This is a genomic window from Ruegeria sp. O5, assembly GCF_056535105.1.
In genome coordinates, this window is sequence record NZ_JBQERN010000004.1 from 159519 (window position 1) to 181464 (window position 21946).

General features: G+C 57.6%; 24 protein-coding genes. 13 read left to right on the forward strand and 11 right to left on the reverse strand.

Annotation, left to right across the window (positions count from 1 at the left end; translation table 11 throughout):
* Nucleotides 1-2 precede the first annotated feature (2 nt).
* The 4 genes from ACR0M3_RS08465 to argH form a co-directional block, all read right to left on the reverse strand.
* The gene (locus tag ACR0M3_RS08465) at nt 3-2486 is read right to left on the reverse strand and encodes a TIGR02302 family protein (protein ID WP_480483367.1); all 2484 of its coding nucleotides are present in this window, start codon (nt 2484-2486) and stop codon (nt 3-5) included.
* Between the two features lie 96 nt (nt 2487-2582).
* Nucleotides 2583-3848: a diaminopimelate decarboxylase gene (gene lysA, locus ACR0M3_RS08470; protein ID WP_480910249.1), complete on the reverse strand. Its 1266-nt coding sequence runs from the start codon at nt 3846-3848 to the stop codon at nt 2583-2585.
* Nucleotides 3849-4152: 304 nt separating this feature from the next.
* Nucleotides 4153-4353, reverse strand: a complete 201-nt coding sequence (locus ACR0M3_RS08475; RefSeq protein WP_480486634.1) for an argininosuccinate lyase — start codon at nt 4351-4353, stop codon at nt 4153-4155.
* Entirely contained in the window at nt 4350-5738 is a 1389-nt protein-coding gene (argH, locus tag ACR0M3_RS08480) for an argininosuccinate lyase (RefSeq protein ID WP_480910251.1), read from the reverse strand. The genes ACR0M3_RS08475 and argH overlap by 4 nt, the downstream gene beginning before the upstream one ends.
* A 21-nt stretch (nt 5739-5759) precedes the next feature.
* Here argH and ACR0M3_RS08485 point away from each other — a divergent pair, with 21 nt between their 5' ends.
* The 10 genes from ACR0M3_RS08485 to yddG all read left to right on the forward strand — a co-directional run bounded on the left by ACR0M3_RS08485 (nt 5760) and on the right by yddG (nt 13597).
* Entirely contained in the window at nt 5760-6326 is a 567-nt protein-coding gene (locus ACR0M3_RS08485; protein WP_480558787.1) for a TlpA disulfide reductase family protein, read from the forward strand.
* Nucleotides 6327-6399: 73 nt separating this feature from the next.
* The gene (locus ACR0M3_RS08490) at nt 6400-6525 is read left to right on the forward strand and encodes a hypothetical protein (protein ID WP_480558785.1); all 126 of its coding nucleotides are present in this window, start codon (nt 6400-6402) and stop codon (nt 6523-6525) included.
* Between the two features lie 114 nt (nt 6526-6639).
* Nucleotides 6640-7026, forward strand: coding sequence for a hypothetical protein (locus ACR0M3_RS08495; protein ID WP_480910253.1), 387 nt, complete (start codon nt 6640-6642; stop codon nt 7024-7026).
* The gene (locus tag ACR0M3_RS08500; RefSeq protein WP_480558781.1) at nt 7023-7994 is read left to right on the forward strand and encodes a sterol desaturase family protein; all 972 of its coding nucleotides are present in this window, start codon (nt 7023-7025) and stop codon (nt 7992-7994) included. Before ACR0M3_RS08495 ends, ACR0M3_RS08500 begins: the two co-directional genes overlap by 4 nt.
* 90 nt (nt 7995-8084) lie before the next feature.
* On the forward strand, nt 8085-8273 hold the full coding sequence (locus ACR0M3_RS08505) for a hypothetical protein (protein ID WP_480585514.1): 189 nt from the start codon (nt 8085-8087) through the stop codon (nt 8271-8273).
* A 104-nt stretch (nt 8274-8377) separates the two neighbouring features.
* Nucleotides 8378-9223 carry an EAL domain-containing protein gene (locus tag ACR0M3_RS08510; RefSeq protein WP_480910254.1) on the forward strand — a complete coding sequence of 282 codons (846 nt, stop codon included), beginning with the start codon at nt 8378-8380 and terminating at the stop codon, nt 9221-9223.
* A 179-nt stretch (nt 9224-9402) separates the two neighbouring features.
* Nucleotides 9403-10578, forward strand: coding sequence for an acetyl-CoA C-acetyltransferase (locus ACR0M3_RS08515; RefSeq protein ID WP_480910256.1), 1176 nt, complete (start codon nt 9403-9405; stop codon nt 10576-10578).
* Between the two features lie 187 nt (nt 10579-10765).
* Nucleotides 10766-11488, forward strand: a complete 723-nt coding sequence (phbB, locus tag ACR0M3_RS08520; RefSeq protein ID WP_209506587.1) for an acetoacetyl-CoA reductase — start codon at nt 10766-10768, stop codon at nt 11486-11488.
* Nucleotides 11489-11786: 298 nt separating this feature from the next.
* Entirely contained in the window at nt 11787-12734 is a 948-nt protein-coding gene (locus ACR0M3_RS08525) for a transcriptional regulator GcvA (RefSeq protein WP_480483103.1), read from the forward strand.
* Entirely contained in the window at nt 12731-13597 is an 867-nt protein-coding gene (yddG, locus tag ACR0M3_RS08530) for an aromatic amino acid exporter YddG (protein ID WP_480483101.1), read from the forward strand. Before ACR0M3_RS08525 ends, yddG begins: the two co-directional genes overlap by 4 nt.
* On the opposite strand, the gene ACR0M3_RS08535 is transcribed toward yddG, so the two are convergent.
* The 3 genes from ACR0M3_RS08535 to ACR0M3_RS08545 form a co-directional block, all read right to left on the reverse strand.
* Nucleotides 13594-13758, reverse strand: a complete 165-nt coding sequence (locus ACR0M3_RS08535; RefSeq protein ID WP_083445267.1) for a YdcH family protein — start codon at nt 13756-13758, stop codon at nt 13594-13596. The genes yddG and ACR0M3_RS08535 overlap by 4 nt on opposite strands.
* Before the next feature lie 131 nt (nt 13759-13889).
* Nucleotides 13890-14654, reverse strand: a complete 765-nt coding sequence (locus ACR0M3_RS08540; protein WP_480539005.1) for a tRNA1(Val) (adenine(37)-N6)-methyltransferase — start codon at nt 14652-14654, stop codon at nt 13890-13892.
* Entirely contained in the window at nt 14651-14866 is a 216-nt protein-coding gene (locus ACR0M3_RS08545) for a putative signal transducing protein (RefSeq protein WP_050604033.1), read from the reverse strand. The genes ACR0M3_RS08540 and ACR0M3_RS08545 overlap by 4 nt, the downstream gene beginning before the upstream one ends.
* Nucleotides 14867-14922: 56 nt before the next feature.
* Between ACR0M3_RS08545 and ACR0M3_RS08550 the strand changes: the two genes are divergently transcribed.
* Nucleotides 14923-15921 carry a polyprenyl synthetase family protein gene (locus ACR0M3_RS08550; protein ID WP_267363260.1) on the forward strand — a complete coding sequence of 333 codons (999 nt, stop codon included), beginning with the start codon at nt 14923-14925 and terminating at the stop codon, nt 15919-15921.
* Here the strand turns inward: ACR0M3_RS08550 and ACR0M3_RS08555 are convergent.
* From ACR0M3_RS08555 to soxR, 4 genes are all read right to left on the reverse strand, one after another.
* A complete protein-coding gene (locus ACR0M3_RS08555) occupies nt 15914-16735 on the reverse strand; it encodes a 4-(cytidine 5'-diphospho)-2-C-methyl-D-erythritol kinase (RefSeq protein WP_480773345.1) in 822 nt (273 codons plus the stop codon). The genes ACR0M3_RS08550 and ACR0M3_RS08555 overlap by 8 nt on opposite strands.
* Nucleotides 16725-18395 carry a tetratricopeptide repeat protein gene (locus ACR0M3_RS08560; RefSeq protein WP_480910341.1) on the reverse strand — a complete coding sequence of 557 codons (1671 nt, stop codon included), beginning with the start codon at nt 18393-18395 and terminating at the stop codon, nt 16725-16727. Before ACR0M3_RS08560 ends, ACR0M3_RS08555 begins: the two co-directional genes overlap by 11 nt.
* Before the next feature lie 145 nt (nt 18396-18540).
* Nucleotides 18541-20187 (reverse strand): electron transfer flavoprotein-ubiquinone oxidoreductase, encoded by a 1647-nt coding sequence (locus ACR0M3_RS08565; RefSeq protein WP_480483095.1) that lies wholly within the window; start codon nt 20185-20187, stop codon nt 18541-18543.
* Between the two features lie 136 nt (nt 20188-20323).
* Nucleotides 20324-20779, reverse strand: a complete 456-nt coding sequence (gene soxR / locus ACR0M3_RS08570) for a redox-sensitive transcriptional activator SoxR (RefSeq protein ID WP_209598669.1) — start codon at nt 20777-20779, stop codon at nt 20324-20326.
* A gap of 81 nt (nt 20780-20860) precedes the next feature.
* Here soxR and ACR0M3_RS08575 point away from each other — a divergent pair, with 81 nt between their 5' ends.
* Together ACR0M3_RS08575 and greA are read left to right on the forward strand one after the other, a co-directional pair.
* The gene (locus ACR0M3_RS08575) at nt 20861-21241 is read left to right on the forward strand and encodes a VOC family protein (RefSeq protein ID WP_209598670.1); all 381 of its coding nucleotides are present in this window, start codon (nt 20861-20863) and stop codon (nt 21239-21241) included.
* 234 nt (nt 21242-21475) lie between these two features.
* Entirely contained in the window at nt 21476-21946 is a 471-nt protein-coding gene (gene greA, locus ACR0M3_RS08580; RefSeq protein ID WP_209506599.1) for a transcription elongation factor GreA, read from the forward strand.

Here is a 21946-nt window from a genome sequence, read left to right on the forward strand (position 1 = left end):
GGTTAGAACCGCTCCAGCAAACGCTTGAGGTATTCCAGCTCGATCTGGGGACGATCTGTTTCACCGGTCCGGCGGCGGATTTCATCCAGCAACTCTCGCGCCCGGCGATAGACATCTTCGCCCTGCAACAGGTTTTCATCGGTTGAAATCGAACCGGCAGCGCCTGGGTTTCGGCCCAGCGGATCGCGGTTGTTGGCCTGCATGTCGCCGTCCTGCGTTCCCTGCCCCGGTTGGTTCTGCTGTTCCTGCGCCATGGCTTCACCCAGCGACCGCATCCCTTCGCGCAACGCTTCCATCGCTTCGGATTGACGGTCGATAGCTTCGGCGAGATCATCGCCACGCAGGGCCTGCTCGGCCTCGTCCATGGCGCGCCCGGCCCGATCCAGCGCCTCGCGCGCGGCGTCACCTTCGGGTGTGCCGACACCGGGGAGACCTTGTTGCTGACGACCCAACTCGTCTCTCAACGCTTGCTGTCGGTCGGCGAGCGAGCCTTGCCCCTGCTCACCGTCTCCAGCCTGATCCGAACCTTCACCTTGTCCGCCCTGACCTTCGTGGCTTTGCCCCCGACCTTGCCCGCCGTTGCGACCTTCGTTCCCTTGGCTTTCACCTGATTGCGCGCCGGGGTTGAATTGTTCCTGCAAATCACGAAAGGCCTGATCGCTAAGACCCTGCTGTTCGCGCAGGGTTTCGGCAAGACCTTCCATGGCCTGCTGGCCTTCGGATTGCTGCCCTTGGCCCTGACCCTGAGTTACACGCATGTTCTCCATCATCTGCTGGAATTCTTCCAGCGCCTGCTGGGCTTCGGCCATGCGACCTTGTTCCATCAGTTCCTGAATACGGTCCATCATGCGCTGCAGGTCATCCTGCGTCATTTGCAAAGATTCACTATTCTGGCCGGGCTGACGTTCGCCGTCTTCTCCATCTTGCTGTGCCAGACGTTGTAGTTGCTGAAGGTAATCCTGCGTCGCCTCGCGCAATTCCTGCATCAACTCCGCTATTTCTTCATCGCTGGCCCCGTTCTTCATCGCCTCGGTCAGACGTTCCTGCGCGCGGCGCATCCGTTCCAATGCATCCGCCAGCGTCCCGTCCTCGATCACCACGGCAAGGTCCCACAGGGCTTGTGCAATCTCTTCCTGTTGTTTGGGTTTCAACCCGTATCGATGAAAAGTTTCCAATCGCCTCAGAACAACCCGCAGACGCAGATAGGCTGTGTCAGAACGAAACAGATCCTCAGGGCGGTGCGACACAGCCCTCAGCAATTGCGAGACACGAGGCGCATTGGATCGCGACCAAAGCAGATCGCGCCTTTGCTCAATCACGGCTGCCGCCAGCGGATCAAAGAAGCGCCGTGCTGGCAAAGCCGTCTCATAGGAATCCGAAGACGTTTGCTGCTCCGCTGCATCCGTTGCCATCAAGGTAATCCTGACCGGCAAATGCGCCCACGGATGCTGCGAGAAGTCCTCGATCAGGTCTTCGGTGAAATCTGCCCGATCACCGGTGATCGGCATGGGTAATTCAATTTCGATCACCTCGCGCGGCTCTGGCTCGGCCGCCAGTCCGTACCGACGGTCAATCGCCGCCAAATCCAGCTCGATCCGGGCCAAGCCCGAAACCACTCCGTAATCGTCGCTGGCGGAAAATGGCAGCTTCATCTGCCCGCCCGCTTCAGACTCGGCGGTACCGGAAACTGCAATCTGCGGAGCCGCGTCGTCAATGACCTGCACCGACCAGTCCCGCCCCACCGGACCATCAATGCGCAACTGACCCGAGCGTTCGGCGACAAACTCCTGTTCCGGGTCTGTTGCCGCCTCGGTTCCGCTGGCAGAACTGCTTTCGGTCAGACTATGTGCACCGACCTCACCGTAAAGTCGCAAGGTGATGCGACTGCCCTTGGGAACAGAAAGCGCCGCCCCCGTCTGATCAGCAAGATATAAGGTCGGCAAACCTGTGTATCTGGGGGGTTCCACCCATCCTTCCCAAGTTGGGCCCTGTCCAGCGACGGCTGTACCCGGCGCCATGTCCGCCACTGAACCCACGCGCCACAACGAACCAAAGATCAGCGCCACGACAAATGCCAGCAGAGCGGCATAGCGCAGCGCATACGGATCACGCGACGCAAGCCGAAGATCTGGTTTCACAGCCTCAGCAGTGGCCGCACGCTGTGCCATGCGGGCTTTGTGCGCCTGCCACAAGGCAACCGAGTCCCCATCGTTGGTACCGATTGCCTGATCATCCAGCAAAGCCTGAATAGGTCGACCGGGCAGAGCCTCATCCAGCCGCGCCAGCGCATCAGCGCGGGACGGCAGTTTGAATTTCGTGACACCGCGGACGGATGCTACACCAAAAGAGATCAACGAGAGCGCACCAGCACCCCAGACGATTTCAACGGGCAGATGATCCTGCAGCCCCAGCATCAGAGCGGCGAGCAAAGCCAGAACAATCGAGAACGCAGGCCAGAACGCGCGCAGCACCTGTTCAGCCACCATGCCAAGATGGGTTAGCCACAGGGACAGGCGCGGAATGGGCAGGTTCGTACTGTTGGTCAAGACGGGCCTCCGGGACGGGCCCGCGCGGTTATCGCGTCAAAGCCACGATGGTATGGTATCGCGGTTTATGATTTCGTCAAAGCTTGGCCGTTTACGAATGACTGCAAATTGATCTCCATTCACCAGAACTTCAGGGATCAACGGACGGGTATTGTATTCGCTGGACATCACCGCACCGTATGCACCCGCGCTGCGAAATGCGACCAGATCACCCGATTTCAACGGTGGCATATTGCGCTGCTTGGCAAAGGTATCACCGGATTCGCAGACCGGGCCTACGATGTCATAGGCTTGCTGTTCCACGCCAGCCGCCGGTTCCTGCACCGCTACGATATCGTGGTACGCTTCGTACATTGCGGGACGGATCAGGTCATTCATCGCCCCATCAAGGATCAAAAAGTCGCGACCTTCACCTGATTTCACATAGATGACCTTGCTGACCATGATCCCGGCATTGCCCGCGATCAGGCGGCCCGGCTCAATCTCGATCTCACAGCCCAGATGGCCCAGTGTTTTCTTGACCAGCGCACCATATTCAATCGGCAAGGGCGGTGCGTCGTTCGACCGGGTGTATGGAATGCCCAAACCACCGCCCAGGTCGAGGCGCCTAATGTTGTGACCTTCAGAGCGGAGGCGCTCGGTCAGCTCGGCCACCTTTGTGTAGGCCAACTCATACGGTTCAAGTTCGGTCAGTTGCGAGCCGATGTGAACGTCGATGCCGATCACCTCCAGCCCCGGCAGGTCGGCGGCGTGAGCATAAACTTCCGAGGCGCGGGCAATCGGAATGCCAAACTTGTTCTCGGACTTGCCCGTGGCAATCTTGGCATGCGTCCTGGCATCAACATCCGGGTTCACCCTGACGGTAATCGGCGCGATCACGCCAAGCTCAAGCGCAATGGCGTTGATCACTTCCATTTCGGGCTCGGATTCGACATTGAACTGGCGAATGCCGCCGCTCAGCGCCATGCGTATCTCGTCCGCTGTTTTCCCCACACCTGAGAACACGATCTTGTCACCGGGAACACCAGCCGCCTTCGCCCGCAGATATTCTCCGCCCGAGACCACGTCCATCCCCGCACCTGCTTGGGCCAATGTCTTAAGGATCGCCTGATTGCTGGCCGCCTTCATCGCGTAGCAGACCAGATGATCGGTGCCGTCCAACGCGTCATCGAACAGCTTGAAATGCCGCAGCAATGTAGCCGTGGAATAGACGTAGAACGGTGTTCCAACCGCGGCTGCGATTTCGGAGACGGGGACATCCTCGGCGTAAAGCGCGCCGTCGCGGTACAAAAAGTGATCCATGCTTGCGCGCTTAGACCATAAAAGGACTTCGGATCAATGGATTCTGTATCCTTAGTCCCGGTTTAGTTTTGCGTTGAAACACCAACTCGGCCATAGCCCGAGATTGAAATGCCGGTGCCCGATTGTTTTGGTTCGGCCGCAGGTTCCGGACGTCGCGCTGACGAAGGCTCGCAAGCCGCCAAAACAGCAAGAGCACAAACCAATCCCAGAATTTTCATTTCAATACCATTTCTTTGTGTGACAGGTAATCGATACGTGGACCCAACATGAGGTGCCGGGACCATGGGCGCAACATTCAAAAGGATCAGAATCCAAGATAAATGCCCAGCGGTCCGCGGCTTAGGCCGACACCCCCGCCAACATACGCGCCGCTTGATCCAACCCCAATGGTGGCACTGACCGTGGGTTGAGGGGCAGTTGGTTGATCAGGCTCGCCATCAGCCCCGCACCCGGCCAGCACCAGACCGGAAACCGCAATCAGGATCGCACGTAGCGCGGTTGTCATACCATTGCCTTCCATCGTTCGATCTGGGCCCGCACCTGATCGGGGGCGGTACCACCGTAGGACTGCCGCGAGTTTACCGAATTGTCGACGCCAAGGACAGAGTAGACATCATCCGAGATATCACCATGGACCGATTGCATATCATCCAGCGTCAGGTCGGGCAGATCACAATCCTTGCCTTCGGCCATGGCCACCAGTGATCCGGTGACGTGATGCGCATCCCGGAACGGCAGGCCCAGCACCCGCACCAGCCAGTCGGCCAGATCCGTAGCGGTCGAGAAACCCGAGCCGGCGGCGGCGGCAAGGCTGTCGCGGTTGGCGGTCATGTCCTTGACCATCCCTTCCATCACAGCCAGTGCCAGCATCCAGTTGTCGGCGGCATCAAAGACCTGTTCCTTGTCCTCCTGCATGTCCTTTGAATAGGTCAGCGGCAGGCCCTTCATCACCATCATCAGCGCGGTATTGGCCCCATAGATACGCCCAACCTTGGCGCGGATCAGTTCGGCTGCATCCGGGTTCTTTTTCTGCGGCATGATCGACGAGCCGGTCGAAAACCGGTCGGACAGGGACACGAAACGGAACTGGGCCGACGACCAAATCACCAGCTCCTCGGCAAAGCGCGACAGGTGCACAGCGCAGATCGAGGCGGTCGACAGGAACTCCAGCGCGAAATCGCGGTCGCTGACGGCATCCAGCGAGTTGGCGGCGGGGCGATCAAAGCCCAACGCCTGCGCCGTCATATGGCGATCAATGGGGAAAGATGTACCCGCCAGTGCGGCGGCCCCCAACGGGGATTCGTTCATTCGGGCACGGGCGTCGCGGACTCGGCTCAGGTCGCGGCCGAACATCTCGACATAGGCCATCATGTGGTGGCCCCATGTTACGGGTTGCGCAGTTTGCAGGTGGGTGAAGCCGGGCATGACCCAATCGGCGCCTGCTTCGGCCTGTGCCAAAAGCGCGCGAATCAGAGCCAGCAGACCAGTTTCAGCCGCGTCTAGCTGATCCCGGACCCACAGTTTGAAATCCGTCGCCACCTGATCATTGCGCGAACGCCCTGTGTGCAAACGGCCAGCAGGCTCGCCGATGATCTCTTTCAGCCGCGCCTCGACATTCATGTGTATGTCTTCCAACGCAGTTGAAAACTGAAACGTGCCGCTCTGGATTTCTGACAAAACGGTGAGCAGCCCTTCCCGAATGGCTTCAGCATCACTATCACTTATGACGCCTGTAGCAGCCAACATGGCCGCATGGGCGCGCGAGCCTTCGATGTCCTGGGCTGCCATCCGCTGATCGAACCCGATCGAGGCGTTGATCGCCTCCATGATCGCGTCTGGACCGGCGGCAAAGCGGCCGCCCCACATCTGGTTCGAGGATTGATCGGTCATGTAAGAAAACCCGGAGTTGATATGCGCCTATTTCGTTTGATCCCCCTTTATATGGCCCTTGCGCTAGGTGCAAATGCCGCTTTGGCAACCGATGCCGCGACACTGGGCCCCTTACGGGAAGGCAGTCTGAAGCGCCTTATCCTGCATGAAGAACCCAAACCGGCAAAAGTGATCGAGTTTCAGCTGGAAGATGACGGGGGTGTCGGCACGCTGGCCGATTATGAGGGCAAGTATGTTCTGCTGAACTTCTGGGCCACCTGGTGCGCCCCCTGCCGCAAAGAAATGCCTCAGATCGCCGAGTTGCAGGACGAGTTCGGGGGGGACAAGTTTCAGGTTCTGACCCTTGCCACAGGCCGCAACTCACCAGCAGGGATCAAGAAGTTCTTCGAAGAAAATGGCATATCCAACCTGCCGCGTCACCAGGACCTCAGCTCGGCTGCCGCGCGCGAATTCGGTATCATCGCATTGCCCATCACGGTCATTCTGAATCCCGAAGGTCAGGAAATCGCGCGGTTGATCGGCGACGCCGAATGGAATTCGGACAGCGCGAAGGCGATCGTGTCGACGCTTGTTGGCGCAGAAAGCTGAGGAAATAGCCTTATAGTCAGCGAGTTCAGTGAATCGCGATATCCTTCGGGCATTCAACCCGGAGGATATTTTTATGAAATCAATTGAAGGAATTGCCGCGATGGCGGGTGATTTCTGGATAGCCGCTGATGCTGCTACCGCCAAAGATGTACGCAAGAAGGGAAAGGGAGATCCAGTAACCTACGCGATCTCCGACTAGTATTCCTGCTTCTCGAATGGCTGCGATCAGAGCCTTGATTTTGCAACACAGCTGACGTCACGCCACCTTTGACAGTTTCCATCCTCCTTTGCACTCTGCGCTCAGGAGGATGGAATGCCGCTGGAAATTCTATTGGTGTTGGTCGTTGGAGGCATAGCCGGGATTACGGTATTGTTGCATCTGACAGGCAAGTCGCGGTTGCACGTGCTGACGCCAGACACGGCGCCACGCCAGTGGCTGCGGTATTTCCCTGAAGACACGGTGATTGACGTGACAATCGCCCATGACGGTCACGCGGCGCTGGTAAGAACCCAGAACGGGGCTGGGTTGATCTGGTCCTTCGGCGCCGACACAGTAGCGCGGCATCTCCAGGACTTCGACTGGTTTGAGACCGCCAATGGCATCGAAGTTCGGTTTCACGACTTCAGCACCCCACGCGCGACTCTTCACCTTGACCAGACCGAACGCCAGCACTGGCAACACTTGATGAGGCCCGCATGACAGACCAGGTAAGCTTTCCCGATGCGGTGCAATGGGCCGTCCCGTTTTTCATCGCTGCTATTCTGGCAGAATTCCTGTGGATCGCAGTCAAAGGCAAAGGCGGGCGGTATGAAACGCGCGATGCTGTAACCTCGCTGATCATGGGGGCCGGGAACATCGCGTCGGGCTTTTTGCTGGGCTTTATTGCCTATGCGTTTTTCATGTGGCTGTGGCAGATCACTCCTTTGGACCTGGGCACGTCAATTCCCATTATCATTCTGTGCTTTGTCCTGGATGATCTTCGCTATTACTGGGTACACCGTTTTGGGCATCGCATTCGCTGGGTCTGGGCCAGCCATGTCAACCACCACAGTTCACAGCACTACAATCTGACCACAGCTCTGCGGCAGACTTGGACCTATACCTTTACGTTCATGATGGTCGTTCGCGCGCCGCTGATCCTGCTGGGTTTCCATCCGGCCATGGTTCTGTTCGTCGGTGGATTGAACCTGATCTATCAGTTCTGGATTCACACCGAGGCCATCGGCAAGATGCCCCGATGGTTCGAAGCGGTCATGAATACCCCCAGCCATCATCGCGCGCATCACGGCCGGAACGCACGGTATCTGGATTGCAATTACGCCGGAGTTTTCATCATCTGGGACAAGATGTTCGGGACATTTGTGCCTGAACAGGAAAACGATCGGGTCGATTACGGGCTGGTTCACAATATCGGCACCTTCAACCCTTTGCGCGTTGCGTTTCACGAATGGGTCGGCATCTGGCACGACGCCACGCAGCCCGGCCTGACACTACGGCAACGTCTGGCCTATTGTTTCGCGCCTCCGGGGTACAGCCACGACGGCAGCCGCGACAACTCGGAACAGATAAAAGCCAAGCACCTGGCTCGCCATCCCGAGGACCGGGGAACGCCCGGTTTTGAGCAGGTCGACAAGATCCTGCCCAAAGGACAGGCAGAACAGGCCTGATACAGCCGTCAGGCCCCGCTAGACTTGAACTCCGGTCTTTGCACGCCATATCAGTGATTGAATGTGGCGCATAGATGAGCGAGGGGCGGCATGAAACGTTTGGCAACCATTTCAACCTTCGTGGGGTTGTTTGGCCTGTTGCTGGCCATGCTTGCCGCGCTCGGCAGCTTTGTTGGCACTCTGATCGCATTGGGTTTTGTCCTGATGATTCTGGGTGCGACAGGAGCCCTTCTCGGAGCCGCGGCGTCGCTGGCCCGTGCCGGGCACTCCGCGCGCTGAAAACCGCAATAAGCAACTTCATCTGACGCTTTAACCGCAGATTCATCTGTTTGCCCCGAAACTGTGTCAAAACACCTGTTCCGGACACACGGGAATCTGCGCCTATGGGAAACAAAAAGCTCACCAATCTTCCCGAAGGGTTGGACACCCCTTTGAATGCAGCAGTGTCAACACGGGATCGTTCGGTGGTTCAGATGGCAACCGATGCTGTGAAGCACAAGCAATGTCGGTTGGCCTTTCAGCCGGTTGTTCAGGCGCACCCGCCGCATGACATCGCGTTTTACGAAGGCTTCATTCGTGTATTGGATGAAACAGGGCGCGTTATCCCCGCGCGCGAGTTCATGCCACAGGTTGAAAACACTCCGATCGGACGTGATCTCGACTGCGTCGCGTTGGAACTTGGTCTGCGCACGTTGGTGAACAACCCCCAGATCCGCCTGTCGATCAACATGTCCGCCCGCTCGATCGGTTATTCCAACTGGTCCGGTATACTGGACCGGTTTCTGAAACGGGATCCGCAACTGGGCGAACGGCTGATCCTAGAAATCTCCGAAAGTTCTGCTATGCAGGTGCCGGAATTGGTGGTCGACTTCATGGACCGCCTACAGGATCGCGGCATCGCCTTTGCGCTGGACGACTTTGGTGCCAGCAACTTCAGTTTCCGCCACTTTCGCGAGTTTCTGTTCGACGCCGCCAAGATCGACGGTCAGTTTATCAGGGGCATCAGCAACAGCCCCGACAACCAGGCTTTGGTGCGGGCCCTGATTGCCGTAGCGCGTGAGTTTGAAATTCTGGTCACTGCCGAATCGGTCGAAACTCAGAAGGATGCGGCATTTTTGCTTGAATTTGGCGTGGATTGCATGCAGGGCTTTTTGTTTGGCGCGCCCAGTGTTTCGCCCCAGTGGAAACAGGAAAAAAATTTCAAAAACAGCAAGTTGACCCGTGGGTGATCGACATTTTTCCGCCATTTCCCAAGCTGAGACAAGCTGCCCGTTGCTGCAAGTGCAGCATTACGCTATTGCAGAAGTACTTGAGCGGGGGATAACGGGGCGCTCTTGTTTCGAGAGGGAAACTCTCGGCCTGCGCCGTCAGACATTCCGCCAGACAATGACGGTAAAGGACTGATCATATGACCAACGTAGTAATCGCATCCGCCGCACGAACAGGTGTCGGCAGCTTTAGTGGTTCGTTTGCGAACACCCCCGCACATGATCTGGGCGCGGCCGTCCTGGAAGCAGTTGTTGAGCGCGCCGGGATTGAAAAAGGCGAAGTCAGCGAAACCATCTTGGGTCAGGTGCTGACTGCGGCTCAGGGGCAGAACCCGGCTCGGCAGGCGCATATCAACGCTGGTTTGCCGCAAGAAAGTGCCGCCTGGGGCATCAACCAGGTTTGCGGCTCAGGCCTGCGTGCGGTCGCATTGGGCGCTCAGCACATCCAACTCGGCGATGCCGACATCGTCGCCGCTGGTGGCCAAGAGAACATGACCCTGTCGCCCCACGCAGCTGCCCTGCGCGCCGGTCACAAGATGGGCGATATGAAGTATATCGACACCATGATCCGCGATGGTCTGTGGGATGCCTTCAACGGTTATCACATGGGTCAGACGGCGGAAAATGTTGCCGAGAAATGGCAGATCAGCCGCGACATGCAGGATGAATTCGCTGTTGCTTCGCAGAACAAGGCCGAGGCGGCGCAAAAAGCTGGCAAATTTGTCGACGAAATCGTGCCCTTCACCATCAAGACCCGCAAGGGTGACATCGTGATGGACAAGGACGAATACATCCGCCACGGCGCTACAATGGAAGCCATGGCAAAGCTGCGCCCCGCCTTTACCAAGGACGGATCGGTCACTGCTGCAAACGCTTCGGGCCTGAACGACGGCGCGGCCGCAACCCTGCTGATGTCAGCTCAAAACGCAGAGAAGCGCGGAATCGAACCTTTGGCGCGCATCGCGTCCTACGCAACTGCCGGGCTGGACCCGTCGATCATGGGCGTTGGCCCGATCTACGCTTCGCGCAAGGCATTGGAAAAAGCGGGTTGGTCCGTCGACGATCTGGACCTGGTTGAAGCCAACGAAGCCTTTGCCGCGCAGGCCTGCGCAGTGAACAAAGACATGGGCTGGAATCCGTCGATTGTGAACGTGAACGGCGGCGCAATTGCCATCGGCCACCCAATCGGCGCATCAGGTTGCCGCGTTCTGAACACGCTGCTGTTCGAAATGAAGCGCCGCGACGCAAAGAAAGGTCTGGCCACCTTGTGCATCGGCGGCGGCATGGGTGTCGCCCTGTGTGTGGAGCGCGACTAAGTGCGCCAATAACCAAATAGAAAAGGGCGTCCATGGGACGCCCTTTTTTGTTACACTGGGGTCGTACCCCTTAGATGCGACGATATTGCCATCCGAAATAAACACCTTAACGACGAAACAATATTGCGCACAAGCATCTCTCAAAGTAACAGCATTACCAAGGCGACTAAAATTGGAGGAGTCCTAAATGGCACGTACAGCACTCGTTACCGGCGGTTCCCGCGGCATTGGCGCAGCAATTTCCAAGGCGCTCAAAGCCGAAGGATACAACGTTGCGGCCACCTATGCGGGGAATGACGAAGCCGCCGCGAAATTCACCGAAGAAACCGGCATTAAGACCTACAAGTGGAACGTCGCCGATTATGACGAATCCAAAGCAGGTATCGAAAAGGTTGAGGCCGAGGTTGGCCCCATCGATATCGTTGTCGCCAACGCAGGCATCACCCGTGATGCACCTTTCCACAAAATGACACCCGATCAGTGGAAAGACGTGATCGACACCAACCTGACCGGTGTATTCAACACTGTGCACCCTGTCTGGCCCGGCATGCGCGAGCGCAAATTTGGCCGTGTCATCGTCATCAGCTCGATCAACGGCCAGAAGGGTCAGTTCGCTCAGGTGAATTATGCTGCGACCAAGGCAGGCGATCTGGGCATCGTGAAATCTCTGGCGCAGGAAGGCGCGCGGGCAGGCATCACGGCCAACGCGATCTGCCCCGGTTATATTGCAACCGAGATGGTGATGGCGGTGCCCGAAAAGGTACGCGAATCGATTATTGGCCAGATCCCCGCCGGTCGTCTGGGCGAACCAGAAGAGATTGCACGCTGCGTGACCTTCCTGGCCTCGGACGAATCTCAGTTCATCAACGGCTCGACCATCTCGGCCAACGGCGCCCAGTTCTTCGTCTGATCTGCAATCAGAATTGTGAAAACGGGCCGGTCCATTAGGGCCGGCCCATCCTTATCCCGTAAGAACGCGCGCGCTGCGATCAGCGGGAACCCAATACCCAATTCCACATCTGCCGGACCACCTTGCCACGCTCTTCATGAGCGCGCAGGATCGCCACTTGGGCGGCGGGATTTGTTGTCATCTCGATCATGGTAGCCGCCTTTCAATTCAGTTTTGCTTGACCTGATGTGAATATGAAGGTCACCTATGATCATGACAAACGAAGTTTCCTGAACCTTCAGTTAAGAATTTCTCGACCATGAGTGATTATCTGCCCCCACTTACCGCGCTTCGAGCTTTTGATGCCGCGGCCCGGCACATGTCCTTCGCGAAAGCGGCGGAAGAGCTGCACGTGACGCCAGCGGCCCTGTCCTTTCAGATCAAATCGCTTGAGGAGCATCTGGGTCGCCCTCTGTTCCGCCGTCTGAACCGTGCTGTGGAACTGACTGATGCGGGCCGCGCCCTGGCCCCCGGCGCGGCAGAGGGCTTTGCCACATTGCAAAGCGCGTGGCGTGCTGTACGCAGGCAGGAGGATGACACCGGATTGACCGTCACCGCAGGTCCGGCACTGACTGCAAAGTGGCTCGCACCTCGCCTTTACGAATTCGCCCGTGCACATCCGGAAATCGACCTGAAATTCTCGGCCACATTGCGCAACATGGATCTGGAGCGAGATGATGTGGATGTTGCCATCCGGTTTGGCAATTCCGCCGATGAGGGGCTGTATTCCGTACCTGTAAGAAAAGAGTGGCTGACCCCGGTCATGACCCCGGAGCTAGCGGAGCAATTCACCACGCCAGACAGCCTGCGCGACGCACCGTTGATCCACGACGATTCGATCAATTTTCTGACCCCGCCCTGCGACTGGCCTGCCTGGTTCCGCGCTGTGGGTATCGATTTTATCCCCACTCATGGGGCGCATTTTTCCAACGCAGATCACGCGATTGACGCCGCTGTCGCCGGCGTTGGTGTCGCCCTTGGACGGCGCGCCATGATCCTCAAGGACTTGACCGAGGGTCGGCTGGTTGCCCCCTTCAAGGTCGCGCTGGAAACGCAGGGCCGGTTCCGGTTCCTGTGCCTTCCGGGGGCCGAAAAACGTCCTCAGATCTCAGCATTTCGGGATTGGTTCCTGACCGAGATTGAAAAGACCGCGCATATTTCGGATGAATTCGACATTATTCCGATCGAAGAGGTTTCCGGATCATGACCAAAACGCGCGCAACAGCCATCGGCTTTGGGGCCGTACTATTATGGGCTTTGCTGGCGCTTTTGACCGTCGGCTCTGCACCCACACCGCCATTGCTGTTGAACACGATCTGCTTTTCGATTGGTGGGGCACTTGGGTTGATTTGGACAGCCGCAACCGGTGGGTTTAGCGGGTTGAAACAGGTCCCCTGGACGACCTACCTGTTCGGTTCATTGGGTCTGTTCGGGTATCACGCATTGTATTTTTCAGCCCTGCGTATGGCCCCCGCGGCCGAGGCCGGGTTGATTGCCTATCTCTGGCCCCTTCTTATCGTTCTGTTTTCCGGCCTGCTGCCGGGCGAGCAGCTTCGCACTGGTCACTTGATCGGGGCATGCCTTGGCTTTGTTGGGGCTGCTTTGATCATCACCGGAGGCGGGAGCGCCGGTTTTCAGGCACAACACCTGCCGGGATATGCATTGGCCCTGCTTTGCGCCCTGACATGGTCAGGCTATTCGGTTTTGTCGCGCAAATTGGGGGGTACACCGACCAGTTCGGTTGCGGTCTTTTGTCTGATGGCTGCGATGGCTTCGGGTCTGCTGCATCTGGCCATAGAAGACACCGTGCTGCCCGACACGACACTGGGGTGGTTATCGGTATTGGCACTTGGCCTCGGGCCCGTTGGACTGGCCTTTTATGTATGGGATATCGGGGTAAAGCAGGGTGATATTCAAATGCTCGGGACCTCATCTTATGCGGCCCCGCTTTTGTCGACACTTGCTTTGGTGATGGCCGGGATCGCTGCCCCATCCTGGGGGCTGGCGATCGCGGCCTTTCTGATTACCGGCGGGGCCTTGATCGCGGCCCGTTCCAGTTTGAAATCTTAAGCAGACAGTCGCTCGATCTCTTCCTTCAGCTTGAGCTTCTGTTTCTTCAGCTGGGCTATGTGGAGATCATCGATGCCTGGCGAGCGTTGGGCTTGTTCTACTTCTAGACCGAGAGATTCGTGCTTTTTCTTCAGTTCTGTCAGATGTGCGCTCACGCTCATTGCGATCCTCCTTTTATACGTGTCTGAATGTCACGTAAGAAGTTGATCACATCGTTTCCACCCTGTCACGCTGCAGACGCACAGAATCTGAAACAAATCCGACAAAATCGGCTGGACATTGCCGGTCGTCGTCAAAACCCGGGCAGGGCAGCGGCCTTCCGGAGCACGGCCGAAACTGCATCCGTATAGCTTTCGCCGTCTTTTTCGTGACGTTCACCCGCGTGCACAATCAAAGGTGGGTGGAGGCGAAATGCCGCACGCCCTCCTTTGCGGGCGCGCAGAATGATCAGCTCAGCCTCTCGCCCTGTCCGTGGGCTTAGCGGCAACAACTCTACCGATCCCAGCAACCCCTGGCACGCTGCCAGCATGTCGGGCAGTCGATCGGCTTTCTGGATCATGTGCAGGTACCCTTTTGGCGCAAGGCGTTTGGCAGCCACTGCAATCCAGTCGGCCAACTGGGTGTCTTCGCTCAGGGCCACACTTCGTCCAGCATCCTTTGCAGGGCTATGCGCCCCCGCCCGATAATAGGGCGGATTCGCAATTACGTGATCGAACTGGCGCTGCCGAAACGCCTCAGGCAAAGCAGTCAGATCAGCTTGGACAACTTCCAGCTCTATCCGGTTGATTTCCGCATTTCTGCGGGCCAATTCCGCATAGGAAGGCTGTAGCTCGATACCTGTCAGGTGCAGACCGGGCACTCGGGAGGACAAGCAAAGAATGGCAGCCCCTGCGCCGCACCCCAGTTCCAACACGGACTGACCTGCGCTGGCCGGAACGGATGCGGCAAGCAATACCGGGTCGACCCCGGCACGATAACCCGACCGAGGTTGCAGCAATCGAACCCTGCCCCCCAAGAAATCATTGCAGCTGAGTTCGCTATCGGAAAACCGGGTCATCGGCCCAGCGGAATTTCATTGTCGCGCATCACACGTTCAGCACGGGTCAGGTCTTCGGCGCGAACCATCAGTCGGCGGGGAAAGATTCCGATCCCACCTTCGAGGATGCTCATATTTACGTCCATCTGAAAGCAGTCTATATCCTCGCCTTCAAGGAGAGCGGATGCAAAGGCCAGGATCGTCGGATCGGTACTGCGCAATAGTTCTTTCATGGGGATGGATGTAAGGGCAAGGCGGGGCGGAAGTCGAGCCTTGTATCAGGAGAATGATGACCGTCGGCATGATCTCAAAACCGCATGAGCGCCTCGCTGATATATTGGCGGGTGAAATGGAGGCTGTGAACACGTTGATCCGCACCCGGATGGCGTCGGACCATGCCCCACGTATCCCCGAAGTGACCCAGCATCTGGTCGAGGCGGGCGGAAAGCGCCTGCGCCCGATGCTGACATTGGCAGCGGCGCGGCTGTTTGGCTATTCGGGCGAGCACCATGTACGCCTTGCTGCCACGGTCGAGTTCATCCATACCGCTACCCTTCTGCACGACGACGTTGTGGATGAGAGCGCGCAGCGGCGCGGACGCCCGACCGCAAATCTACTTTGGGATAACAAATCCAGCGTGCTGGTCGGTGATTACCTGTTTTCCCGCAGCTTCCAATTGATGGTCGAAACGGGTTCGCTGCGGGTTCTGGATATCTTGGCTAATGCCTCAGCAACCATCGCCGAAGGCGAGGTGCTGCAAATGACCGCGGCAACCGACCTGCGTACAGATGAAAGCGTTTACCTACAGGTTGTGCGCGGCAAGACAGCAGCTTTGTTTTCAGCTGCGACCGAGGTGGGCGGCGTGATCGCCGGTGCATCGGAAGAACAGATCAAAGCTCTGTTCGATTATGGTGACGCATTGGGGATCGCATTCCAGATTGCGGACGACCTGCTGGATTATCAGGGTGACAGCAAGACAACCGGCAAAAATGTGGGCGATGATTTCCGCGAACGAAAGCTGACCCTGCCTGTCATCAAGGCTGTTGCACAGGCCACGCCCGAAGAACGCGCTTTCTGGGAGCGTACGATCGAAAAAGGCCGCCAACAGGACGGTGATCTGGATCATGCGCTGGGTTTGATGGACAAATACGCAACGCTGGAAAAAACCCGGCAGGACGCTTTGGGCTGGGCGAATAAGGCAAAGGCATCTTTGGATGTTCTGCCCGATCATGAAATTCGCAGCCTGCTGCGCGAACTGGCCGATTACGTGGTCTCGCGCCTTAGTTAAGCTGCGTCGCACGGCACCACCAGTCAGGATGCGCCGCACCGATCTCATAGGCCGCGAAATGCGCGTCTTTCATTGTGGGATATAGGGCAAAACAGGTTGATCCTGACCCCGACATACGCGTCACAAGGACACGACTGGTCATGTTCAACTCGTCCAGAACCTGCTCGATCTCACGTGCAACGACCATGGCAGGTACCTGCAAGTCATTGCGTTGACCACGCAACCACAGGGCACAGGCTTCAGCGTCTTCAAAATCAGGGACCAGCTCAGGCATCGGCGGATTGTCTCGGGACGCCAGCGCGTTGAAAACGGCTCCTGTCGGCACCGGCACATTCGGGTTGACCAACAGTGCGGGTAGGTTCGGAAGGTTTACCGCCGCCAAACGATCGCCAATGCCTTGCATTCTGATCGCCCGGTTTTCGAGACAAACGGGCACATCTGCCCCCAGTGACAACGGCAGGTCAGGCGGGATGTCACGGCCCAGACCGCCCAGCATATTCAGCGTGGCGGCCGCATCCGATGACCCACCCCCAATACCTGCTCCGTGGGGCAGAGATTTGGTTAGGTCGATATGCCCGGTCCAACCGACACCTTCGGCCGCTTTCCAGACCAGGTTACGGCTGTCCATGGGCACGCCTTCAGCAAACTCCCCACTCACGTCCATAGTCAGCTCGGGGCCGGGTGTGAATGTCAACTGATCGCCGAGATCAGCAAAAACCACTAACGAATCCAACAGGTGATAACCGTCCTTACGACGTCCGGTCACATGCAGGGTCAGGTTGATCTTGGCGGGCGCAAACGCCTTAATTTCCATTTGCGACTTTCAAAGGTTCCGCACCTTCTTCGGCCAGAACGGCACTTAGTCCGACCTCGATCTTGCGTCGAATGCGATCTGGGTCAGCCTCGCCATCTGTGTCTTCGGGGTCAACAAAGGACAGCGCCCGCTTCCATTGGAACTCGGCCTCGCGCGCACGTCCAACAGCCCAATAGACATCCCCCAGATGATCATTGACGACCGGATCAACAGGCATCAGCTCGACCGCGCGCTCCATATGCTCGACCGCTTCTTCGTAACGACCCAGACGGAACAGAACCCAACCCAGACTATCCACGATGTAGCCGCTATCCGGGCGGGCTTCGACCGCGCGTTGGATCATGTCCAGCGCTTCATCCAGCTTTTCTTTCCGTTCTACCAAAGAATAGCCCAAGTAGTTCAGCACCTGCGGCTGATCCGGATTCAACTCCAGCGCCCGGCGGAAATCGGTTTCAGCCTGATCCCATTGCTTCAGCCGCTCGTGGCTTATGCCGCGCGCGTAGTGCAGGAACCAATTCCCACCTGCCTGACTGTCCGTCAAAGCAATCGCAGTGTCATAAGAGGCAACCGCAGCCGCATAGTTTTCCTGACGACGCTGAAGATCTGCCAGAGAAACATGCACGCTGGGCAAATCAGGGTTTTGCAGCGCCAGGTTTTGCAGAACTTCGATGGCCGCATCGGTTTTTCCGGATTTATCCAGGATTTCGGCCCGTCCAAGTTCTGCGGCATGGTGGTCATTGCTGCCTGCCGGGACCATACGATAGGCGGCAACAGCCAGATCATACTGTTGCAGCTTGTCCAGCAATTCCGCGCTCAGCAGAATGGCGTCCACGTGGTCAGGGCGCAGAAAGCTCGCCAGTCGCGCGTAAAGCAGGACGTAGTCAGCCGAAGCCTCGCTGTTCAATGCGGCACCAACGGTAAAGAATATTTCCGCCATGCCATCCAGCGCAGAGCCCGCATGGGTGAACGGAAGCGTCTCGCCCGCGGTCAATTGGCCGGTATAGGCTTCAATGGTCGGATCGCTACCGGAAACAAACACATCGTCCAGAAATCGAATGGCGTCTTCGTTGCGATCCAGCTGTGACAGCACCTCTGTACGGGCCAGCGCGGCCCGACGCGAGAACCGCGCAACCGCGCCGTTATTATCCGCAAATATCACCTCGGCACCTTCGAAATCGCCGATAGAGGCCAATGCCATGGCTTTGTGATACAGCGCAAATTCCCTGAGGCCTTCCTGCGTGGCCACGGCATCGAACTGCTCCATGGCCTTTGTCATTTCACCTTGCCCCAGATGGGCCCATGCGATCATCAGCCCATCAACCAAAGGACCGATCCCCTGCGTTTCAGGGTCACGCGCCAGAAGTTCGTCAAACTTGCCGTCAGCAATCAAATTGGCCGAAATCGCCATGCGCGCGGCCTGACTGGGAAGGTTGGCTTCCTCGATCTGCTTTGCAACGGGCAAAGCACGGGCAATTTCCCCCAGCGCAAGGCGGGCGACAACAACGCTTTCCAAGAGCAGCGCGTTTTCCGGATCAAACCTGAGAGCCTGGGCGTAGTATCTTTCCGCCGCAGAATAGTCGCTTTCGTAGATCGCCTGACGCCCGGCCAGATATGAACCGGCACCCGAATCCGAATAGGCCGGAACTGCGACCGACGACATGAGCAGCACGGACAATGCCGCGCGACGAACCAGGGAAACCACCGAAATCCTGCCTTACTATCGTTGACTGACGGTTAAGCTAGGGCTTCGGTCGGCAAGAGGCAATGGCAGAGCCTTCACGACCCTGCCATTGCCGGTTTTTTGCTTACATGTTCGGATAGTTTGGTCCGTCGCCCCCCTGCGGCGTGGTCCAGGTGATATTCTGGCTTGGATCCTTGATGTCACAGGTTTTGCAGTGAACGCAGTTCTGGAAGTTGATGACGAATCGCGGACCGTTGTCATCCTCGACCATTTCGTACACACCTGCCGGGCAATAGCGCTGCGCCGGTTCGTCGAACTTGGGCAGGTTGACCTTGACCGGGATATCCGGGTCCGTCAGGCGCAGGTGGCAGGGCTGGCTTTCCTCGTGATTGGTTGCCGCAAAGGACACGTTGGTCAGACGGTCAAAGGACAGCGTGCCATCGGGCTTGGGATAATTGATCGGCTTGTGCTTGCTGGCTTCCTCGGTCGACTGTGCATCGTTCTTGCCATGTCCCAGCGTACCAAAGAGCGAAAAGCCCAATGTGTTGGTCCACATGTCCAGACCACCCAGCACCAGCGAAGGGATCATGCCCCACTTGGACCACATCGGCTTGACGTTGCGCACCTTCTTCAGGTCCTTGCCAATTGCGCCATTGCGGACATCGGCCTCGTAAGCGGTCAGCTCATCGCCTGAACGGTCAGCCTTGATCGCGTCATAAGCAGCCTCAGCCGCGGCCTTACCAGACAGCATCGCATTGTGGTTGCCCTTGATGCGCGGCACGTTGACCATGCCCGCGGAACAGCCCAGCAGCGCCACGCCCGGCGCCACCAGCTTGGGCATCGATTGAAGGCCGCCTTCGGTGATCGCACGGGCACCGTAAGCCACGCGCTTGCCGCCTTTCAGCAGCTCGGCCACCATCGGGTGATGCTTGAAGCGCTGGAATTCCATGTAGGGGTACAGGTGCGGGTTTTTGTAGTTCAGGTGAACCACAAAGCCGACATAGACCTGATTGTTTTCAAGATGATAGATGAACGACCCGCCGCCTGCGTTGCCGCCCAGAGGCCAGCCCATTGTGTGCGTGACCGTACCTTCCTTGTGCTTTGCCGGATCGATCTCCCAGATCTCTTTCATGCCGACGCCGTATTTCTGCGGCTCTTTGCCGGCAGACAAGTCGTATTTGGCGATGACTTCCTTGGACAGTGAGCCGCGCACACCTTCCGACAGGAAGACGTATTTGCCGTGCAATTCCATACCCGGCTCGGTGTTGGGGCCATAAGAGCCGTCCGCTTCCAGACCAAAGACACCGGCCACTACGCCTTTGACTTCACCGTTATCGCCGTAAACCAGTTCGGAACAGGCCATGCCGGGGAAGATTTCCACGCCCAGTTCCTCGGCCTGCTCGGCCATCCAGCGGCAAACATTGCCCATCGAAACGATGTAGTTGCCATGGTTGTTCATCAGCGGCGGCATCGGGAAGTTGGGGATGCGGATCTTGCCTGCCTCGCCCAGCATGTAGAAATTGTCTTCATGCACCGGCACGTTCAGCGGAGCACCCTTAGCCTTCCAATCCGGGATCAAAGCATCCAGCCCGCAGGGATCGAGAACTGCGCCAGACAGGATATGAGCGCCCACTTCCGAGCCCTTTTCCAGAACGACAACGTTCAGATCCGCATCCAGCTGTTTCAGACGAATGGCCGCCGACAGGCCCGCAGGACCTGCGCCTACGATCACCACGTCATATTCCATTGCTTCGCGTTCAATCTCGGCCATCGCGGGCTCCCTAGCTTACTTTCCGAATTGGCGCTGTCACTGCAGGATCTGCGCAATTTTGTTTCACGGCTGATTACATGGTCAGTAAGACTTTGGTCAATCGAAACACGGCGTAACAAGGGCGCTATTCGACACATCAGTCCTCTGGTGCATCACCCATCAGGTATCTGGGACCGCTACCATGGGATTTTGCCCTGTCATCGGGGTTATAAAGCTTGCATTTCGGCAAGCTGAGGCACCCACACCCGATGCAGCCGTCCAGATTGTCGCGCAATCGCATCAGGGTATCGATTCGCTGATCCAGATGAGTGCGCAACCGCACGCTTATGGCTTTCCAATCCTGTGGTGTCGGTGTTCGCTTTCCCGGCAAGCCCGACAAGACCTCGCGAATTTCAGGCAAGGTCAGGCCGAACTGCTGTGCGATCATGACAAAGCTCAGCCGCCGGATATCTGCCCGCTGGTAACGTCGCTGCCCACCTGCATTGCGCCAGGGCGCGATCAAACCCTGTGCTTCGTAATACCGGATCGCCGAAACGGCCAACCCCGTACGTCGGGCCAATGCCCCGATTGCCAACCCTTCTGAAACAGCCATGTCGCCCTCGAAGAAATACCTTGACCTAAAGTTAGGTTTAGAAATTACGGTGAGTCGAAACAAGCCAAAAAAGGAGATCCCATGATGGCAACGCTTGAACATACCAATTTCACTGTCAGCGACCCACAGGCCTCGGCCGCCTGGATGCAGCAGGTCTTTGGCTGGAAAACACGGTGGGAAGGACCCGCAATATCAGGCGGATACACGGTGCATGTCGGATCGGCCCACACCTATCTTGCGCTTTACAAACCCGATGCGCCGAAACCATTGGTCGAAAGCAGCTACGATATCGTCGGCGGGCTGAACCATGTTGGTGTTCTGGTCGAAGATATCGATGCAACCGAGGCCAAGGTGCGCAAGGCGGGGTTCGAACCCCATAATCATGCCGATTACGAACCGGGGCGTCGGTTCTATTTCAGGGATGACAACGGCATCGAGTTTGAAGTGGTACAATATGATTGAGATGCTGTGGCTCTGCACGTCTTCGAGGCGATGGTGCAAGGGCGGGCAACCGGACCATCGCCATAGGCCACACCCGAAACAATCCCGCCGGCGCAATGTTGCAAATTGATCGCTGCACCTGCTGACACCCCTTGCAATTCACGTGGTATTTGGGTCAGGTAATCGTCAACCTAGGACTCGCCCCGACGCTTCTGTGCGGCGGGGCGAGTCAGTTTATGCGTGGACGTAGAGAGTATGGAAAAGATCCCGATGACGCCTGCGGGCAATGCCGCACTCGCAGCTGAGCTGAAGAACCTCAAATCCGTCGAACGCCCTGCGATCATCGAAGCCATCGCATCGGCGCGAGAACTTGGCGACCTGAAAGAAAACGCCGAATATCATTCAGCCCGCGAAAAGCAGGGGTTTATCGAAGGTCGCATCAAGGAACTGGAAGGTATCCTGTCACTGGCGGATGTAATTGACCCTGCAAAACTGTCTGGCGCGATCAAGTTTGGCGCAAAGGTTACATTGGTTGACGAGGATACCGACGAAGAAAAGACGTGGCAGATCGTCGGTGAATATGAAGCCAATATCGAAGCTGGCCTTTTGAATATCAAATCCCCCATCGCCCGCGCCCTGATCGGCAAGGACGAAGGTGACAGTGTCGAGGTGCGCACCCCTGGCGGCGTGCGCTCTTATGAAATTCTGAGTATCAAGTACGCCTGA

Bases quoted from the DNA above. Each gene is read 5' to 3' on its own strand.
- ACR0M3_RS08465 (WP_480483367.1), bottom strand. From the start codon at position 2,486: ATGGTGGCTGAACAGGTGCTGCGCGCGTTCTGGCCTGCGTTCTCGATT.
- lysA (WP_480910249.1), bottom strand. From the start codon at position 3,848: ATGGATCACTTTTTGTACCGCGACGGCGCGCTTTACGCCGAGGATGTC.
- ACR0M3_RS08475 (WP_480486634.1), bottom strand. From the start codon at position 4,353: ATGACAACCGCGCTACGTGCGATCCTGATTGCGGTTTCCGGTCTGGTG.
- argH (WP_480910251.1), bottom strand. From the start codon at position 5,738: ATGACCGATCAATCCTCGAACCAGATGTGGGGCGGCCGCTTTGCCGCC.
- ACR0M3_RS08485 (WP_480558787.1), top strand. From the start codon at position 5,760: ATGCGCCTATTTCGTTTGATCCCCCTTTATATGGCCCTTGCGCTAGGT.
- ACR0M3_RS08490 (WP_480558785.1), top strand. From the start codon at position 6,400: ATGAAATCAATTGAAGGAATTGCCGCGATGGCGGGTGATTTCTGGATA.
- ACR0M3_RS08495 (WP_480910253.1), top strand. From the start codon at position 6,640: ATGCCGCTGGAAATTCTATTGGTGTTGGTCGTTGGAGGCATAGCCGGG.
- ACR0M3_RS08500 (WP_480558781.1), top strand. From the start codon at position 7,023: ATGACAGACCAGGTAAGCTTTCCCGATGCGGTGCAATGGGCCGTCCCG.
- ACR0M3_RS08505 (WP_480585514.1), top strand. From the start codon at position 8,085: ATGAAACGTTTGGCAACCATTTCAACCTTCGTGGGGTTGTTTGGCCTG.
- ACR0M3_RS08510 (WP_480910254.1), top strand. From the start codon at position 8,378: ATGGGAAACAAAAAGCTCACCAATCTTCCCGAAGGGTTGGACACCCCT.
- ACR0M3_RS08515 (WP_480910256.1), top strand. From the start codon at position 9,403: ATGACCAACGTAGTAATCGCATCCGCCGCACGAACAGGTGTCGGCAGC.
- phbB (WP_209506587.1), top strand. From the start codon at position 10,766: ATGGCACGTACAGCACTCGTTACCGGCGGTTCCCGCGGCATTGGCGCA.
- ACR0M3_RS08525 (WP_480483103.1), top strand. From the start codon at position 11,787: ATGAGTGATTATCTGCCCCCACTTACCGCGCTTCGAGCTTTTGATGCC.
- yddG (WP_480483101.1), top strand. From the start codon at position 12,731: ATGACCAAAACGCGCGCAACAGCCATCGGCTTTGGGGCCGTACTATTA.
- ACR0M3_RS08535 (WP_083445267.1), bottom strand. From the start codon at position 13,758: ATGAGCGTGAGCGCACATCTGACAGAACTGAAGAAAAAGCACGAATCT.
- ACR0M3_RS08540 (WP_480539005.1), bottom strand. From the start codon at position 14,654: ATGACCCGGTTTTCCGATAGCGAACTCAGCTGCAATGATTTCTTGGGG.
- ACR0M3_RS08545 (WP_050604033.1), bottom strand. From the start codon at position 14,866: ATGAAAGAACTATTGCGCAGTACCGATCCGACGATCCTGGCCTTTGCA.
- ACR0M3_RS08550 (WP_267363260.1), top strand. From the start codon at position 14,923: ATGACCGTCGGCATGATCTCAAAACCGCATGAGCGCCTCGCTGATATA.
- ACR0M3_RS08555 (WP_480773345.1), bottom strand. From the start codon at position 16,735: ATGGAAATTAAGGCGTTTGCGCCCGCCAAGATCAACCTGACCCTGCAT.
- ACR0M3_RS08560 (WP_480910341.1), bottom strand. From the start codon at position 18,395: ATGTCGTCGGTCGCAGTTCCGGCCTATTCGGATTCGGGTGCCGGTTCA.
- ACR0M3_RS08565 (WP_480483095.1), bottom strand. From the start codon at position 20,187: ATGGCCGAGATTGAACGCGAAGCAATGGAATATGACGTGGTGATCGTA.
- soxR (WP_209598669.1), bottom strand. From the start codon at position 20,779: ATGGCTGTTTCAGAAGGGTTGGCAATCGGGGCATTGGCCCGACGTACG.
- ACR0M3_RS08575 (WP_209598670.1), top strand. From the start codon at position 20,861: ATGATGGCAACGCTTGAACATACCAATTTCACTGTCAGCGACCCACAG.
- greA (WP_209506599.1), top strand. From the start codon at position 21,476: ATGGAAAAGATCCCGATGACGCCTGCGGGCAATGCCGCACTCGCAGCT.